The 17,304-nt window shown below is 68.6% G+C and carries 13 protein-coding genes; all 13 read left to right on the top strand.

Going from position 1 to position 17,304, the window contains the following annotated elements; translation table 11 throughout:
- The first annotated feature begins 253 nt into the window (after positions 1-253).
- A complete protein-coding gene (gene typA, locus OG764_RS13645; protein WP_328968692.1) occupies positions 254-2,152 on the top strand; it encodes a translational GTPase TypA in 1,899 nt (632 codons plus the stop codon).
- A 411-nt stretch (positions 2,153-2,563) separates the two neighbouring features.
- A complete protein-coding gene (locus tag OG764_RS13640) occupies positions 2,564-4,198 on the top strand; it encodes a peptide ABC transporter substrate-binding protein (RefSeq protein ID WP_328968691.1) in 1,635 nt (544 codons plus the stop codon).
- Between the two features lie 168 nt (positions 4,199-4,366).
- Complete coding sequence (locus tag OG764_RS13635; protein ID WP_328968690.1) at positions 4,367-5,299, top strand: ABC transporter permease; 933 nt, start codon at positions 4,367-4,369, stop codon at positions 5,297-5,299.
- Positions 5,292-6,233, top strand: coding sequence for an ABC transporter permease (locus tag OG764_RS13630; protein WP_328968689.1), 942 nt, complete (start codon positions 5,292-5,294; stop codon positions 6,231-6,233). Before OG764_RS13635 ends, OG764_RS13630 begins: the two co-directional genes overlap by 8 nt.
- A gap of 10 nt (positions 6,234-6,243) precedes the next feature.
- On the top strand, positions 6,244-7,302 hold the full coding sequence (locus OG764_RS13625) for an ABC transporter ATP-binding protein (RefSeq protein ID WP_328968688.1): 1,059 nt from the start codon (positions 6,244-6,246) through the stop codon (positions 7,300-7,302).
- On the top strand, positions 7,295-8,335 hold the full coding sequence (locus OG764_RS13620) for an ABC transporter ATP-binding protein (protein ID WP_328968687.1): 1,041 nt from the start codon (positions 7,295-7,297) through the stop codon (positions 8,333-8,335). Before OG764_RS13625 ends, OG764_RS13620 begins: the two co-directional genes overlap by 8 nt.
- Before the next feature lie 167 nt (positions 8,336-8,502).
- Positions 8,503-9,426 (top strand): GNAT family N-acetyltransferase, encoded by a 924-nt coding sequence (locus OG764_RS13615; protein WP_328968686.1) that lies wholly within the window; start codon positions 8,503-8,505, stop codon positions 9,424-9,426.
- 120 nt (positions 9,427-9,546) lie between these two features.
- A complete protein-coding gene (locus tag OG764_RS13610) occupies positions 9,547-11,172 on the top strand; it encodes a peptide ABC transporter substrate-binding protein (RefSeq protein ID WP_328968685.1) in 1,626 nt (541 codons plus the stop codon).
- Between the two features lie 91 nt (positions 11,173-11,263).
- The gene (locus tag OG764_RS13605; RefSeq protein ID WP_328968684.1) at positions 11,264-12,187 is read left to right on the top strand and encodes an ABC transporter permease; all 924 of its coding nucleotides are present in this window, start codon (positions 11,264-11,266) and stop codon (positions 12,185-12,187) included.
- Complete coding sequence (locus OG764_RS13600) at positions 12,180-13,169, top strand: ABC transporter permease (RefSeq protein ID WP_328968683.1); 990 nt, start codon at positions 12,180-12,182, stop codon at positions 13,167-13,169. Before OG764_RS13605 ends, OG764_RS13600 begins: the two co-directional genes overlap by 8 nt.
- A 13-nt stretch (positions 13,170-13,182) precedes the next feature.
- Complete coding sequence (locus tag OG764_RS13595) at positions 13,183-14,166, top strand: ABC transporter ATP-binding protein (RefSeq protein ID WP_328968682.1); 984 nt, start codon at positions 13,183-13,185, stop codon at positions 14,164-14,166.
- Positions 14,159-15,256 carry an ABC transporter ATP-binding protein gene (locus tag OG764_RS13590; RefSeq protein ID WP_328968681.1) on the top strand — a complete coding sequence of 366 codons (1,098 nt, stop codon included), beginning with the start codon at positions 14,159-14,161 and terminating at the stop codon, positions 15,254-15,256. Before OG764_RS13595 ends, OG764_RS13590 begins: the two co-directional genes overlap by 8 nt.
- 436 nt (positions 15,257-15,692) lie before the next feature.
- Positions 15,693-17,297, top strand: a complete 1,605-nt coding sequence (gene mdlC, locus OG764_RS13585; RefSeq protein ID WP_328968680.1) for a benzoylformate decarboxylase — start codon at positions 15,693-15,695, stop codon at positions 17,295-17,297.
- Positions 17,298-17,304 lie beyond the last annotated feature (7 nt).

Genomic DNA, 17,304 nt, shown 5'->3' with positions numbered 1-17,304 from the left:
CGATCGATTCGTTGCCCCGCGCGCCGCTGCACGACCCCTCTGAACACCGGGTACACCCCGCATGACACCCGGTCCACGCCCCGCTGAAATCGGGGGCAACAACCTTCGTACGGCCTCTTGACAGACCCCCCGGCGGGCAGTTCCCGCCAGTCCGCGTACGATGGGGTAAGGCCGTGGCAGGTTTTCCGCCCGGCGGGCTCGCGTGCCGGACCGTACGCGACGCCATCCACGATCCCGGGAGAAGCGCCGAAGTATGCCCACGCGCCACGATATTCGTAACGTCGCCATTGTCGCCCACGTCGACCACGGCAAGACGACCATCGTCGACGCCATGCTCAAGCAGGCCGGCGCCTTCGCGGCCCACCAGCAGCTTGACGATCGCATGATGGACTCGAACGACCTGGAGCGTGAGAAGGGCATCACGATCCTCGCCAAGAACACGGCGGTGAAGTACCACCCCAAGGACGGCGGGGCCCCGATCACGATCAACATCATCGACACCCCCGGCCACGCCGACTTCGGTGGCGAGGTCGAGCGCGGTCTGTCGATGGTGGACGCAGTCGTTCTGCTGGTGGACGCCTCCGAGGGTCCGCTGCCCCAGACCCGCTTCGTGCTCCGCAAGGCGCTCCAGGCGAAGATGCCGGTCATCCTGTGCATCAACAAGACGGACCGTCCGGACTCCCGGATCGACGAGGTCGTCAACGAGACGTACGACCTCTTCCTGGACTTGGACGCGGACGAGGACCAGATCGAGTTCCCGATCGTCTACGCCTGCGGCCGTGACGGCGTCGCCTCGCTGACCAAGCCCGAGGACGGCACCGTCCCCGCGGACAGCGACAACCTGGAGCCGTTCTTCTCCACCATCCTGGAGCACGTCCCGGCCCCGGTGTACGACGACGAGGCGCCCCTCCAGGCCCACGTCACCAACCTGGACGCCGACAACTTCCTCGGCCGCATCGCGCTGGTCCGTGTCGAGCAGGGCGAGCTCCGCAAGGGCCAGACCGTCGCGTGGATCAAGCGTGACGGCACCATCTCCAACGTCCGCATCACCGAGCTGATGATGACCGAGGCGCTCACCCGCAAGCCGGCCGAGGTGGCGGGCCCGGGTGACATCTGCGCGGTCGCCGGTTTCCCGGAGATCATGATCGGCGAGACCCTGGCCGACCCGGAGAACCCGATCGCCCTGCCGCTGATCTCGGTGGACGAGCCGGCCATCTCCATGACCATCGGCACCAACACCTCGCCGATGGTCGGCCGCGGCGGCACCGGCAAGGGCGCGGACGCCAAGTCCGCGGTCAAGGACCGCAAGGTCACCGCCCGCCAGGTCAAGGACCGCCTGGACCGCGAGCTGATCGGTAACGTCTCGCTCCGCGTCCTGGACACCGAGCGCCCCGACGCCTGGGAGGTCCAGGGCCGCGGTGAGCTCGCGCTCGCGATCCTCGTCGAGCAGATGCGCCGCGAGGGCTTCGAGCTCACCATCGGCAAGCCGCAGGTCGTCACGCAGCTCGTCGACGGCAAGGTGCACGAGCCGGTCGAGCGCATGACCATCGACGTGCCCGAGGAGCACATGGGTGCCGTCACCCAGCTCATGGGCGTCCGCAAGGGCCGCATGGACAACATGTCGAACCACGGCTCCGGCTGGGTCCGCATGGAGTTCGTCGTCCCGTCCCGCGGCCTCATCGGCTTCCGCACGGAGTTCCTGACGAACACCCGCGGCACCGGTATCGCCCACTCGATCCACGAGGGCCACGAGCCGTGGTTCGGCCCGCTGGTGACCCGTAACAACGGTTCGCTGGTCGCCGACCGCGCCGGTTCGGTCACGCCGTTCGCGATGATCAACCTGCAGGAGCGCGGCGTCCTGTTCACCGACCCCGGCACCGAGGTGTACGAGGGCATGATCGTCGGTGAGAACTCCCGTTCCGACGACATGGACGTGAACATCACCAAGGAGAAGAAGCTCACCAACATGCGTGCGGCTTCCGCGGACAACACGGAGAACGTGATCCCGCCGCGCAAGCTCTCCCTGGAGCAGTCCCTGGAGTTCTGCCGCGACGACGAGTGCGTCGAGGTGACCCCGGAGGCCGTGCGCATCCGCAAGGTCGTCCTGGACCAGAAGGAGCGGTCCCGCACCGCCTCGCGCGCCAAGCGCTAGGCTGCACCGCACCTGAGCTGACGAACAGCCCGCCCCCGCACGGAGACCGTGCGGAGGCGGGCTGTTCGCTTTTGTCAAACGGATTATTGCGTTCAGGTGTCCGACTATCGACCGTCACGCTCCGGAAGGTGCGCTAACCGTCCGTTTCGGGCGTGTCTGTCTGTGCTCCATATGTCCGGATTTCGGTTTTCGGCCCCTGATTGATGTTGTGAAAACGAGACCACTTAAGTGTGGTTTACGGTCTGGGCGTCAATCAGGATGGCTCCATCGAGCTCGGGTCAATGGGTCAAGCGCTGTGGGGAGCGCCGACTCACGAGCACACTCGGGACACCGGTCCCAATCGTCGTCAGGGGTGTCGACGGACGGTCCGGGTCCTTCATGTCGAACAGTGGACTCATGAGGAGGAAACCCATGCGCGGTGCCAAGAGCGCCAAGTGGGTAGCGGGCGCGATCGTCGTCGCCCTGGCAGCAACCGCTTGTGGCGGGGGGGACGACAAGGCCTCTGACAGCAAGGGCGCTGTCGACCCGAACGGCATCTTCTCCATCGAGACGGGTGAGCCGGAGAAGCTTCTCCAGCCGGCCGACACGATGGAGTCGAACGGTTCGATCGTCCTGAGCGGGCTCTTCTCGCAGCTGGTCGACTACACCGAAGACGGCAAGCTGACCATGGTCAACGCCGAGTCGGTGGACACCAAGGACAGCAAGCTCTGGACCGTCAAGCTCAAGAAGGGCTGGACGTTCCACGACGGCACCCCGGTGACCGCCGAGTCCTACGTCAAGGCGTGGAACTGGGCCGCGACCATCACGAACAACCAGGGCAACGCCTCCTGGTTCTCGGACATCAAGGGCTTCGAGAAGGTCCACCCCGAGAAGGAGGGCGCCAAGCCCACCTCGGACAAGCTGGACGGCCTGAAGGTCCTCGACGAGAGCACCTTCACCATCGAGCTCACCACGGCCATCCCGTACTTCGCGTACAAGCTCGGCTACGAGGTCTTCTCCCCGCTGCCGGAGTCGTTCTACGCGAACCCGAAGGCCGCCGGCGAGAAGCCGGTCGGCAACGGCCCCTACAAGTTCAAGTCGTGGGAGCACAAGAAGCAGATCGAGATCGTCCGCTTCGACGGCTACAAGGGCGACAACAAGGCCAAGAACGGTGGTGTGATCTTCAAGAACTACACCACCCTCGAGACCGCCTACGAGGACCTGAAGTCCGGCAACGTCGACGTCCTGCGTCAGCTTGCCCCGAAGGACCTCCCGGTCTACCGCCAGGACCTCGGCGACCGCGCCGTGGACCAGGCGTACTCGGCCGTGCAGACCCTCGCGATCGCGTTCTACGCGCCGCAGTGGAAGGCCAAGAAGGTCAACCCGAAGGTCATCCAGGGTCTGTCCATGGCGATCGACCGCGACACCATCACCAAGACGGTGCTCCAGGGCACCCGCGAGCCCGCCACCGGCTGGGTCGCCAAGGGTGTCCTCGGCTTCCAGCCGAACGCCGCCGGTGACGTCACGAAGTTCGACGCCGCCAAGGCCAAGGCGCTCATCGCCGAGGGTGGTGGCGTTCCCGGCGGCGCCATCTCCATCCAGTTCAACTCCGACGGTGGCCACAAGGAATGGGTCGAGGCTGTCTGCAACAGCATCACCCAGTCCACCGGCGTGAAGTGCGTGGGCGACGCCAAGGCCGACTTCCAGGCCGACCTCCAGGCCCGTAAGTCGAAGCAGGTCAAGTCGATCTACCGCTCCGGCTGGGTCCTCGACTACCCGGTCAACGCCAACTTCGTCCGTGACCTGTTCAAGACCGGCGCGGCGGGCAACCAGGGCGACTTCTCCGACAAGGGTCTCGACGCGAAGATCGACAAGGCCGACACGGCCGCGTCGCTCGACGAGTCCGTGAAGGAGTACCAGGCGGTGGAGAAGGACCTGGTCAACTACATGCCTTCCATCCCGCTCTGGTACTACAAGGTCAACGCCGGCTTCTCCGAGAAGGTCTCCGGCGTCAAGTACGCGCAGGACGGCGACCCGATCCTCGAAGGCGTCGAGGTCAAGAAGTAGTCACTGACGTAGTCCGATGTACGGGTGTGGGCCGACGGGGAGTCGGCCCGCACCCGGCCTTTACGCAGTGACCGGGGGCCCTTCCACGGTGTCCGTGCGCCGAATCCCGGCGCGGATGCCGCGGAAGGGCCTGTCCCGGCTCCTGCCGCATTCTTAAACGGAGGCACGATGGGGCGCTATGTCGCACGACGACTGCTCCAGATGATCCCGGTCTTCTTCGGGACGACCCTGCTCATCTTCCTGATGGTGTATTCCCTGCCCGGTGACCCCGTGGCGGGCCTGTTCGGGGACAAGGGCACAGATCCGGCCACTCTTGCCAGACTCCGGCACGAGTACGGGCTGGACCAGCCGATTCTTCAGCAGTACTGGAACTACATCTCGAACATCATCTTCCACTTCAACTTCGGTGAGCAGATCCGAAGTGGACGGGAGATCACCGAGGTCATCGGGGCCGCGTTCCCGGTCACCTTCCGGCTCGCGATGCTGGCGTTCCTCATCGAGATGGTCCTGGGCCTCGGCCTCGGCGTCGTCGCCGGCCTCAAGGCCGGTCGCCTTGCCGACAACCTGGTCCTGATCTTCACGCTGCTGGTGATCTCGGTCCCGGTCTTCGTGCTCGGCTTCATCATCAAGACCGTCTTCGCCTTCCAGCTCGGCTGGATCGAGCCGAACGTCGGACAGGACGAGACCTGGGGCGAGCTGCTCGCGCCGGCCATTGTGTTGGGTGCGCTGTCCCTCGCATACGTGGCCCGGCTGACGCGCACGTCGCTCGCCGAGAACCTCCGCGCCGACTACATCCGCACCGCCGTCGCCAAGGGCCTGCCCAAGCGCCGTGTCGTCGGTGTGCACCTCATGCGCAACTCGCTGATCCCCGTCGTGACCTTCCTCGGAACCGACATCGGCGCCCTCATGGGCGGCGCGGTCGTCACCGAAGGCATGTTCAACGTCAAGGGCGTCGGCGGTCTGATCTACGACTCGATCGTCCGTCGTGAGGGCCTGACCGTGGTCGGCATCGTCACGGTCCTGGTTGTCGTCTACCTCATCGCCAGCCTTCTCGTCGACCTCCTTTACGCGGTCCTGGACCCGAGGATCCGTTATGCCTGACATCACCAAGACCGCGGACAAGACCGCCACCGAGGTCGTGCCCGTCGCCGTCCCGCCGCAGAAGGCCGAGAAGGCCCGCAGCCTGTGGGGCGACGCGTGGGTGGACCTGCGCCGCAACCCGTACTTCGTCATATCCGCGGCGCTGATCGTCCTGCTGCTGCTCATCTCGGTGTTCCCGAGCTGGTTCACCAGCGCCTCCCCGACCACGGGCGACCTGGTCAAGCACTTCCTGAGCAAGCCCGAGCTGGGCAGCATCGGTTCGCCCGAGTGGCTCGGCTACGACGGCCAGGGCCGCAGCGTCTACGCCCGCCTGATCTACGGCACCCGTGCCTCGATCATCGTCGGTGTGACCGTCACCCTGATCGTCACCGTCACCGGTTCGATCGTCGGCATGATCGCCGGCTACTTCGGCGGTGTGGTCGACGCGGTGCTGTCCCGCGTCACCGACATCTTCTTCGGCATCCCGTTCCTGCTCGGTTCGATGGTCGTCCTCCAGGCCTTCACCGACCGGACCGTGTGGACCGTGGTCTTCGCGCTGGCCTTCCTCGGCTGGACCCAGATCACCCGCGTCATGCGCGGCGCCGTGATCACCGTCAAGGCGTCCGACTACGTGCACGCCGCCCAGGCGCTCGGTGCGAGCACCATCCGGATCATGTTCCGGCACATCCTGCCGAACGCCATGGCCCCCGTGATCGTCGTCGCGACCATCTCGCTCGGCGGCTACATCGGCGCCGAGGCCACCCTGTCCTACCTCGGCCTGGGCCTGGCCTCCCCGACCGTCTCGTGGGGTGTCGACATCTCCGCCGGCGCCTCCCAGATCCGCGTGGCCCAGCACATCCTGCTGTACCCGTCGATCATGCTCAGCATCACCGTGCTGGCCTTCATCATGCTCGGCGAAGCGGTCCGCAACGCCCTCGACCCGAAGATGCGCTAGGAGGGCGAACGTGACCACCATCGACAAGACCGCGACGGTCCCGTCCCCCCGTGACGGCAACGACTCCGAGGGCCCGCTCCTCGAAGTCCGCGACCTGCACGTGGAGTTCCACACCCGTGACGGCGTGGCCAAGGCCGTCAACGGAGTCAACTACAGCGTCGCCGCCGGCGAGACCCTCGCCGTCCTCGGCGAGTCCGGCTCCGGCAAGTCCGTGACCGCGCAGGCGATCATGGGCATCCTCGACATGCCTCCCGGCAAGATCCCGCAGGGCGAGATCCTCTTCCGCGGCCAGGACATGCTGAAGATGAGCAACGAGGAGCGGCGGCAGATCCGCGGCCAGAAGATCGCGATGATCTTCCAGGACGCGCTGTCCTCCCTCAACCCGGTGCTCACCGTCGGCTACCAGCTCGGCGAGATGTTCCGCGTGCACCAGGGCATGTCCAAGAAGGACGCCAAGCTCAAGGCCATCGAGCTGATGGACCGGGTGAAGATCCCCGCCGCCAAGGCGCGCGTGGACGACTACCCGCACCACTTCTCCGGCGGTATGCGCCAGCGCATCATGATCGCCATGGCGATGGCCCTCGAGCCGGACCTGATCATCGCCGACGAGCCCACCACGGCTCTCGACGTGACGGTCCAGGCCCAGGTCATGGACCTGCTCGCGGAGCTCCAGCGCGAGATGAACATGGGTCTGATCCTGATCACCCACGACCTCGGCGTCGTCGCCGACGTCGCGGACAAGATCGCGGTCATGTACGCCGGCCGGATCGTCGAGACCGCCCCGGTCCACGAGATCTACAAGCGCCCCGCGCACCCGTACACCAAGGGTCTGCTGGCGTCGATCCCGCGTCTGGACCAGAAGGGCCAGGACCTCTTCGCGATCAAGGGCCTGCCGCCCAACCTCCTGCGCATGCCGTCCGGTTGCGCGTTCAACCCGCGCTGCACCGCGGCGCAGGACATCTGCAGCACCGAGATTCCGGTGCTGCACGCGGTGACCGAGCGGGACGGCGGCGAGCTGCCGGGCCGCAAGAGCGCCTGCCACTTCTGGAAGGAGACGATCCATGGCTGACCTGAACAAGGGCGAGCCGATCCTCCAGGTGCGCAACCTGGTCAAGCACTTCCCGCTGACCCAGGGCATCCTGTTCAAGAAGCAGGTCGGCGCGGTCAAGGCCGTCGACGGCGTGTCCTTCGACCTCTACCAGGGCGAGACCCTGGGCATCGTCGGCGAGTCCGGCTGTGGCAAGTCCACCGTCGCCAAGCTGCTGATGAACCTGGAGCGGGCGACCGCCGGCGAGGTCTTCTACAAGGGCCAGGACATCACCAAGCTGTCCGGGCGCGCGCTGAAGGCCGTCCGCCGCAACATCCAGATGGTGTTCCAGGACCCGTACACCTCGCTGAACCCCCGCATGACGGTGGGCGACATCATCGGCGAGACGTACGAGATCCACCCCGAGGTGGCTCCCAAGGGCGACCGGCGCCGCAAGGTCCAGGAACTCCTGGACGTCGTGGGCCTGAACCCGGAGTACATCAACCGGTACCCGCACCAGTTCTCCGGCGGTCAGCGCCAGCGCATCGGCATCGCCCGCGGCCTCGCGCTCAACCCGGAGATCATCATCTGCGACGAGCCGGTCTCGGCCCTGGACGTCTCCGTCCAGGCGCAGGTCATCAACCTGATGGAGAAGCTGCAGGAGGAGTTCAACCTCTCCTACATCTTCATCGCGCACGACCTGTCGATCGTCCGGCACATCTCGGACCGCGTGGGCGTCATGTACCTCGGCAAGATGGCCGAGATCGGCACCGACGCGGAGATCTACGAGCACCCGACGCACCCGTACACGCAGGCGCTGCTGTCGGCCGTCCCGGTGCCGGACCCGGCTGCCCGCGAGGGCCGCGACCGGATCATCCTCACCGGCGACGTCCCCTCGCCGGCGAACCCGCCGTCCGGCTGCCGCTTCCGCACCCGCTGCTGGAAGGCGGAGGAGAAGTGCGCGACCGAGATGCCGCTGCTCGCGATCCCCGAGCGCTTCCAGGGCTCGGACTCGCCGGCCGCCCACGAGTCGGCCTGCCACTTCGCCGAGGAGCGGGCCGTCCTGCCGGCCTGATCCCCACCGCGTGACGCCGAGGGCGTCCGGACCGCAGCCGCGGACCGGGCGCCCTCCGGCGTGTACGGGGGGCCTGGGCGCAACGGCTCGGGTGACATCGCCCCGGGCGAACGGGGCCGGGCGAAAAGGCTTTGCCGGGGACGGGCCGCCGGCACCAGAGTGGTCGGATGCTGACCGTACGGCCCGCTGGGCCAGGCGACGCCGCCGACATCTGCGCCCTCCTCAACGCCGTGGACCTGATCGAGATCGGCCGGCCCGAGACCGACCTCCACGAGGTCGAGGCCGATCTGCGGCACCCCGAGATGGACCTCGCCCGCGACTCCTGGCTCGCCTTCGAGGGCGGCCGGCTCGTCGCGTACGCCGCCCTGTGGTGCGACGGCGAGCCCGGCAGGATCGACACCGACCACTACGTGCTGCCCGCCCACCAGGACGCGGGGGAGCGGCTGCTCGCCCTCGTGGAGGCCCGCGCCCGGGAACGGGCCCGCGCGGACGGCGCCGCCCTGGCCGTGCTCCACCTCAACCTCAACACCGCGCCCACCTTCGAGACCCGCCGGCTGACCGCCCGCGGCTGGCGCCGGGTGCGCCGCCACCAGGTGATGGCCCGCCCGCTGTCCCCGGCCGCAGACCCGCTGCCCGTACCGCCGCCGGGCCTGACCCTGCGGGACTGCCGGGCCGAGGAGGACCGGCAGCGGGCGCACGCCCTGGTCGAGGAGACCTTCGCCGAGCACTTCGACCACACCCCGCGCAGCTACCGGCAGTGGCTCGACGACCTCGACGCCGTGCACCTCGACTGGTCCCTGGTCTGGATCGCGTCCCTGGCCGGCCACGGCGACGCCGCCGTCATGCTGTCCCGCGACGACCGGGCCGCGATGGGCTGGGTGCGCAATCTGGGGGTCCGCAAGGAGCTGCGCGGCCGTGGCATCGCCAGCCACCTGCTGCGGCACGCCTTCGGGGTGTACGCCGCCCGCGGCCGGGACACCCTGGGGCTGGGCGTCGACACGCTCAACGAAACCGGGGCGCTCGCCCTGTACGAGGCGCACGGCATGCACCTCCATTACGCGGTGGACACCTGGGAGGCCACCCTGTGCTGACAATCGGGTGACACCCTGGCCCGTTCGGCCCTGCACGACATGTGGATCGTCATCTTCCGGGGTGACATTGGCTCCTGAGCGAGAAGAAGAACGACTCGGGAGCCAATGAGGAGGCACTCCATGCGCGGAGCCACCCACGCCAAGTGGGCCGCATGTGCGGTGGCCGTCGCCCTCGGTGCGACGGCCTGCGGCGGCGGAAGCGACAGCGGCGGAGGTGAGGGCGCCGGGATCGTGAGCTCTTCCTGGGGTGACCCGCAGAACCCGCTGGAGCCGGCCAACACCAACGAGGTCCAGGGCGGCAAGGTCCTCGACATGCTGTTCCGGGGGCTCAAGCGCTACGACCCGAAGACCGGCGCGGCCCAGGACATGGTCGCGGAGAAGATCGAGACCACCGACCAGCAGAACTTCACGGTCACCCTGAAGGACGGGTGGAAGTTCAGCAACGGCGAGCCGGTCACCGCCCAGTCCTTCGTCGACGCGTGGAACTACGGCGCGGACGTCCGCAGCAAGCAGAACAACTCGCCGTTCTTCTCCGACATCGTCGGCTACGAGGACCTGCACCCGGAGTCCGGCGACCCCAAGACCAAGACGATGAAGGGCCTGGTGGTCAAGGACCCCAAGACCTTCACCGTCGCGCTCAAGGAGAAGTTCTCCACCTGGCCCGACACCCTGGGCTACCAGGCGTTCTCCCCGCTCCCCAAGGCCTTCTTCACCGACCACGCCGGCTGGCTCAACAAGCCCGTGGGCAACGGCCCGTACACGGTGGACTCGTACACCAAGGGCACCGGGATGAAGCTGCGCAAGTGGGAGGAGTACACCGGCCCGGACAAGGCGCAGAACGGCGGCGTGGACCTCAAGGTCTACACCGACAACAACACCGCCTACACCGACCTGATCGCCGGCAACCTCGACCTCGTCGACGACGTCCCGGCGCAGCAGCTGAAGAACGTCAAGAGCGACCTCGGCGACCGGTACATCAACCAGCCCGCGCTGATCATCCAGACCCTCACCTTCCCGCTGTACGACCCGGCCTGGGGCAAGGCCGGCATGGAGAAGGTCCGTCAGGGCATCTCCCGCGCCATCAACCGCGAGGAGATCACCAAGCAGATCTTCCAGGGCACCCGCAGCCCCGCCAAGGACTGGACCTCCACGGCCCTCGGCGAGAAGGGCGGCTACAAGGACGTCTGCGGCGAGCTGTGCACCTTCGACCCGGCGGCCGCCAAGAAGCTCATCGAGGACGGGGGCGGCCTGCCCGGCGGCAAGATGACCCTCACCTCGAACGTGGACACCGGCTCGCACCGCGAGTGGATGGACGCCGTCTGCAACAGCATCAACAACGCCCTCGGCAAGGGCGCGGTGTGCACCGTCAACCCGGTCGGCACCTTCGCGGACTACCGCAACCAGCAGAGCTCGTACAAGCTGACCGGCCCGTTCCGCTCCGGCTGGCAGGGCGACTACCCGCTGATCCAGAACTTCCTGGAGCCGCTCTACTACACCGGCGCCTCCTCCAACTACGGGAAGTTCAGCAACAAGGACTTCGACAAGCTCGTCGACGAGGCCAACCGCGAGACGGACACGGCCAAGGCGGTCGCCAAGTTCCAGGACGCGGAGAAGGTCCTCGCGGCGCAGATGCCGTCCATCCCGCTCTGGTACCAGAACGGCAGCGCCGGCTACGCCGAGCGGCTCTCGAGCGTCGCCCTGAACCAGTTCAGCGTCCCCGTCTACGACCAGATCAAGGTCGGCTGACGCCCGTCCCGCAGACCCGGGCCCGCCGCCGCCGCGCCAGTCGCCGGCGGCGGGCCCGCCGCCCCGCACCTGCACCACACCCGGAGGCCCCGTGGGACGCTACGTGATCCGGCGGCTGCTCCAGATGATCCCGGTGTTCATCGGCAGCACGTTCCTCATCTTCTTCATGGTGTACGCCCTCGGCGACCCGGTGGCGGCGCTCTTCGGCGACAAGGCCCCCGACCCCGCCACCGCCGCCCGGATCCGCAAGGACCTCTACCTCGACCAGCCGCTGTGGAAGCAGTACCTGCACTACATGGGGCAGATCTTCCAGGGAGACTTCGGCACCGCCTTCAACGGGCAGGCGGTCACCGAGCTGATGGCGTCGGCCTTCCCCGTCACGCTGCGCCTGACCCTCGTCGCCATCGTCATCGAGATCGTCGTCGGCATCACCTTCGGCGTGATCAGCGGACTGCGCCGGGGCCGCGCCATCGACACCAGCCTGCTGGTGCTCACCCTCGTGGTGATCTCCGTCCCGACCTTCGTCACCGGCTACCTGCTGCAGTACCTCTTCGGCGTCAAATGGGGCTGGGTGCGGCCCACCGTCTCCTCCGACGCCCCCCTCAACGAGCTGATCCTGCCCGGCATCGTCCTCGCGCTGGTCTCGCTGGCCTACGTCACCCGCCTCACCCGCACCTCGATCGCCGAGAACGTCAAGGCCGACTACGTCCGCACCGCCGTCGCCAAGGGCCTGCCGCGCCGCCGGGTCATCAGTCGGCACCTGCTGCGCAACTCCCTGATCCCCGTGGTCACGTTCATCGGCACCGACATCGGCGCCCTGATGGGCGGCGCCATCGTCACCGAGCGGATCTTCAACATCCACGGCGTCGGCTACCAGCTCTACCAGGGCATCCTCCGCAACAACGCCCCCACCGTCGTCGGCTTCGTGACCATCCTCGTGATCGTCTTCCTGCTCGCCAACCTGCTCGTCGACCTGCTCTACGCGGTCCTGGACCCGAGGATCCGTTATGCCTGAGCCGTACGATCCGCTGCAGCCGGGCGAGAAGGAAGCCATCGCGCCCACCGGACAGGGCGGTGCCATGGATCTCGCCCTGGAGGAGGCGGAGAGCCTGGAGAAGACCCTTCCGGGCGGCCCCGCCGGGCCCTCCGAGAAGGCGCGCTCCCTGTGGTCCGACGCCTGGCACCAGCTGCGCCGCAACCCGGTCTTCATCGTCTCCTCGCTGCTGATCCTCTTCCTCGTGGTCATCGCGATCTGGCCGCAGCTCATCGCGAGCGGCGACCCCCTCAAGTGCGACCTGTCGAAGTCCCAGCAGGGCTCCGAGCCCGGCCACCCCTTCGGCTACGACACCCAGGGCTGCGACGTGTACACCCGTACCGTCTACGGCGCCCGGGCCTCCATCACGGTCGGCGTGTGCGCCACCGTCGGCGCGGCCCTGCTCGGCTCGGCGCTCGGCGGGCTGGCCGGCTTCTTCGGCGGCTGGTGGGACGCGATGCTGTCCCGGATCGCCGACATCTTCTTCGGCATCCCGGTCATCCTCGGCGGCCTGGTGTTCCTCTCGGTGGTCACCAGCAGCACCGTCTGGCCCGTGGTCGGCTTCATCGTGCTGCTCGGCTGGCCGCAGATCGCGCGCATCGCCCGCGGCTCCGTCATCACCGCCAAACAGAACGACTACGTACAGGCGGCCCGCGCGCTGGGCGCCGGCAACGGGCGGATGCTGCTGCGGCACGTGGCGCCCAACGCCGTCGCGCCGGTCATCGTCGTGGCGACCATCGCCCTGGGCACGTACATCGCGCTGGAGGCCACGCTGTCGTTCCTCGGCGTCGGCCTGCGACCGCCCACCGTCTCCTGGGGCATCGACATCTCCAACGCGGCCTCGCAGATCCGCAACGCGCCGCACATGCTGCTCTACCCGGCCGGCGCACTGAGCATCACCGTGCTGGCGTTCATCATGCTCGGCGACGCGGTGCGCGACGCCCTCGACCCCAAGCTGCGCTGAGGAGGCGGGGGACATGCTGCTGGAAGTCCGCGACCTGCACGTCGAGTTCAAGACGCGCGACGGGGTCGCCAAGGCCGTCAACGGGGTGAACTACTCGGTGGACGCCGGCCGGACGCTGGCCGTGCTCGGCGAGTCGGGCTCCGGCAAGTCCGTCACCGCGCAGGCCGTGATGGGCATCCTGGACATGCCGCCGGGCCGGATCGCGGGCGGCGAGATCCTCTTCAAGGGCGCCGACCTGCTGAAGATGAAGGAGGAGGAACGCCGGAAGGTCCGCGGGGCCGAGATGGCCATGATCTTCCAGGACGCGCTGTCCTCCCTGAACCCGGTGCTGAGCGTCGGCGCCCAGCTCGGCGAGATGTTCGAGGTGCACCGCGGGATGTCCCGCAAGCAGGCCCGGGCCAAGGCCGTGGAGCTGATGGACCGGGTGAAGATCCCCGCCGCCAAGGAGCGGGTGGGCGACTACCCGCACCAGTTCTCCGGCGGCATGCGCCAGCGCATCATGATCGCGATGGCGCTGGCCCTGGAACCCTCGCTGATCATCGCCGACGAGCCCACCACCGCCCTCGACGTGACCGTCCAGGCCCAGGTCATGGACCTGCTCGCGGAACTCCAGCGCGAGCTCAACATGGGCCTGATCCTCATCACCCACGACCTCGGCGTGGTCGCCGACGTCGCCGACGAGATCGCGGTCATGTACGCCGGCCGGATCGTCGAGGCGGCCCCCGTCCACGAGATCTACAAGGCGCCCGCCCACCCGTACACCCGGGGCCTGCTCGACTCCATCCCGCGCCTGGACCAGAAGGGCCAGGAGCTGTACGCGATCAAGGGCCTGCCGCCCAACCTGCTCGCCATCCCGCCCGGCTGCGCCTTCAACCCGCGCTGCCCGATGGCCCGGGACCGCTGCCGCACCGAGGTGCCGCCCCTGTACGAGGTCACCGAATCCCCGGTGCCGCGTGCGAGCGCCTGCCACTTCTGGAAGGAGTGCCTGCATGCCTGAAGCGATCCTGGAGGTCCGGGACCTCGTCAAGCACTACCCGCTGACGCAGGGCATCCTCTTCAAGAAGCAGGTCGGCGCGGTCAAGGCCGTCGACGGGGTCTCCTTCGACCTCGGCGCGGGCGAAACGCTGGGCATCGTCGGCGAGTCGGGCTGCGGCAAGTCCACGGTCGCCAAGATGCTCGTCAACCTGGAGAAGCCGACCGCGGGCGCGATCTCGTACAAGGGCGAGGACCTCACCAGACTGTCGGTGCGCGGCCTGAAGGCGGTCCGTCGCAACATCCAGATGGTCTTCCAGGACCCGTACACCTCCCTGAACCCGCGGATGACGGTCGGCGACATCATCGGGGAGCCGTACGAGATCCATCCCGAGGTGGCCCCCAAGGGCGACCGGCGGCGCAAGGTGCAGGACCTCCTCGACGTGGTCGGGCTCAACCCCGAGTACATCAACCGCTATCCGCACCAGTTCTCCGGCGGCCAGCGCCAGCGCATCGGCATCGCCCGCGGCCTGGCCCTCCAGCCCGAGATCATCGTCGCGGACGAACCGGTCTCCGCCCTCGACGTCTCCGTCCAGGCCCAGGTCGTCAACCTGCTGGACCGGCTCCAGGCCGAGTTCAACCTCTCCTACGTCTTCATCGCCCACGACCTGTCCATCGTCCGGCACATCTCGGACCGGGTCGCGGTCATGTACCTCGGGCGGATCGTCGAGACCGGCACCGACACCCAGATCTACGACCACCCCACGCACCCCTACACCCAGGCCCTGCTCTCGGCCGTGCCGGTCCCCGACCCGGAGGCCCGCGCCCGCCGCGAACGCATCATCCTCAGCGGCGACGTGCCCTCCCCGGCCAACCCGCCCTCGGGCTGCCCGTTCCGCACCCGCTGCTGGAAGGCGGAGGCCCGCTGCAGCCAGGAAGTCCCGCTGCTGGCCGTCCCGTTGGAGTTCCGCCGGGCCGGCGGGCCGGCCGCGCACCCGTCGGCGTGCCACTTCGCGGCGGAGATGCGGGTGGTGCCGGCGACGCGCCCGGCCGACCCGCCCCGGACGCCCCTGGAGAAGGCCGACAATCCACCTTTTGAGCGTGACTCAGAGTGATGGTGACCACATGCGCCGCCGCCGGTGAGGGTGTTTTGAAACCCTGATCACGAAATGGCGCCCTTGAACGGCCCCTGCGCCCGGATCCGGAACGATCGGATTCCGGGCGTAGTTTGTGCTGCTGCGGTCCGCTGGCGCAAGGGCCTGAGGGTGAAGCCCGACGGCGGGGCGCACCCCGGCACCGGCTCCATCGGTGCGGGGTGCGCTGTTTCGTGTGCGCGGACCGGATTCCACCGCGAGGTGGTGTCATCTCCGGTCATCCCTGTGGGGGAATCTCGTGGCGCCAAGTGGACGCCGGTGCGCCCGGGGCCACGCATGCCGGGCAGGCCAACCGTCACATACCAGGGCGCAGTCGACAGCAGCCGGCTTTTGTAAAGATCCACGCCGTGTGGTGGGTTGATCACCGACAGTTGTCATCCCGCTGCGGAGGATCCCCATGCGTACGGTTCGTGAGTCAGTCCTGGATGTTCTGCGGGAGCGCGGCATCACCACCGTCTTCGGGAATCCCGGATCCACCGAACTGCCCATGCTCAAGCAGTTCCCCGACGACTTCCGCTACGTGCTCGGCCTGCAGGAGGCCGTCGTCGTCGGGATGGCGGACGGGTTCGCGCTCGCCTCCGGGACCACCGCGCTGGTCAACCTGCACACCGGGCCCGGCACCGGCAACGCCATGGGCGCCATCCTCAACGCCCGCGCCAACCGCACCCCGATGGTCGTCACCGCCGGGCAGCAGGTGCGGGCCATGCTCACCATGGAGGCGCTGCTCGCCAACCCGCAGGCCACCCTCCTGCCGCAGCCCGCCGTCAAGTGGGCCTACGAGCCGCCCCGCCCCGCCGACGTCGCGCCCGCGCTCGCCCGCGCCGTGCACATCGCCGAAACCCCCGCCCGCGGCCCCGTGTTCCTCTCGCTCCCCATGGACGACATGGACGCCGAGCTGACCGACGCCGAGGACCGGGCGGCCCGCGCCGCCGCCTCCCGCCGGATCGGACACGCGACCGCGCCCGCCGCCGAGGCGCTCGACGCGCTCGCCGCCCGCATCGCGCAGGCCCGCTCCGCCGTCCTCGTCGTCGGCGACGACGTGGACGACTCCGGCGCCTGGGAGGCCGTACTCGCCCTCGCCGAGCGCGCCGGCCTGCCCGTGTGGGCCGCCCCCGCCTCCGCCCGGGTCTCCTTCCCGCGCACCCACCCGCAGTTCCGAGGCGACCTGCCGCCCGCCATCGGCCCGCTGTCGCACGCCCTCGCCGGCCACGACCTCGTCCTCGTCGTCGGCGCCCAGGTGTTCCGCTACTACCCGTACGTGCCCGGCTGCGTGCTGCCGGACGGCGCCGAGCTGGTCCTCGTGACCCGCGACGCCGACGACGCCGCCAAGGCGCCCGTCGGGGACGCCGTCGTCGCCGACCTCGCCCCGACCGCGCGGGCCCTCGCCGACCGCCTGCCCGCCGGCGGCCCGGTCCGACCCGTCGCCCGCGAGATCCGCTACGCCGAGCCCGAGGGCGGAGTCCTCAGCCCGCTGGCCGCCCTCAAGGCCATCGCCCAGGGAGCCCCCGAGAACACCCTCTGGGTCAACGAATCGCCCTCCAACGTCCCGCAGTTCCACGAGGCGACTCGGATCTCCACGCCCGGCTCGTACCTGTTCTCCGCCGGCGGCGGACTCGGCTTCGGCGCCGCCGCGGCCGTCGGCGCCCAGCTCGGCGCCCCCGACCGGCCCGTGGTGTGCGTCATCGGCGACGGCTCCATCCACTACGCCGTCCAGGCCCTGTGGACCGCCGCCCAGTACAAGGTGCCCGTCACCTTCGTCGTCCTCAGCAACGCCAAGTACGCCATCCTCCAGTGGTTCGCGCAGGTCGAGCACGCGCAGGGCGCCCCCGGCCTCGACATCCCCGGCCTGGACATCGTCCCGATCGCCCAGGGCTACGGGCTCCGCACCCACACCGCCACCGGCGCCGGCGAACTCACCAAGCTCGTACGGGACTGCGCGCAGCAGCTGGACGGCCCGGTCCTCATCGACGTCCCCGTCACCACCGAGCTCCCCACCCTCTGACCACCAC

The organism is Streptomyces sp. NBC_00239 (assembly GCF_036194065.1).
Lineage (GTDB): Bacteria > Actinomycetota > Actinomycetes > Streptomycetales > Streptomycetaceae > Streptomyces.
Note: the sequence above shows the minus strand (reverse complement) of the source record. Positions and strands in the feature narration are given on the sequence as shown.

Excerpts from the sequence above, each read along its gene's own strand:
- OG764_RS13595 (WP_328968682.1), top strand. The coding sequence starts at position 13,183 with ATGCTGCTGGAAGTCCGCGACCTGCACGTCGAGTTCAAGACGCGCGAC.
- typA (WP_328968692.1), top strand. The coding sequence starts at position 254 with ATGCCCACGCGCCACGATATTCGTAACGTCGCCATTGTCGCCCACGTC.
- OG764_RS13610 (WP_328968685.1), top strand. The coding sequence starts at position 9,547 with ATGCGCGGAGCCACCCACGCCAAGTGGGCCGCATGTGCGGTGGCCGTC.
- OG764_RS13635 (WP_328968690.1), top strand. The coding sequence starts at position 4,367 with ATGGGGCGCTATGTCGCACGACGACTGCTCCAGATGATCCCGGTCTTC.
- OG764_RS13630 (WP_328968689.1), top strand. The coding sequence starts at position 5,292 with ATGCCTGACATCACCAAGACCGCGGACAAGACCGCCACCGAGGTCGTG.
- mdlC (WP_328968680.1), top strand. The coding sequence starts at position 15,693 with ATGCGTACGGTTCGTGAGTCAGTCCTGGATGTTCTGCGGGAGCGCGGC.
- OG764_RS13615 (WP_328968686.1), top strand. The coding sequence starts at position 8,503 with ATGCTGACCGTACGGCCCGCTGGGCCAGGCGACGCCGCCGACATCTGC.
- OG764_RS13640 (WP_328968691.1), top strand. The coding sequence starts at position 2,564 with ATGCGCGGTGCCAAGAGCGCCAAGTGGGTAGCGGGCGCGATCGTCGTC.
- OG764_RS13590 (WP_328968681.1), top strand. The coding sequence starts at position 14,159 with ATGCCTGAAGCGATCCTGGAGGTCCGGGACCTCGTCAAGCACTACCCG.
- OG764_RS13620 (WP_328968687.1), top strand. The coding sequence starts at position 7,295 with ATGGCTGACCTGAACAAGGGCGAGCCGATCCTCCAGGTGCGCAACCTG.
- OG764_RS13600 (WP_328968683.1), top strand. The coding sequence starts at position 12,180 with ATGCCTGAGCCGTACGATCCGCTGCAGCCGGGCGAGAAGGAAGCCATC.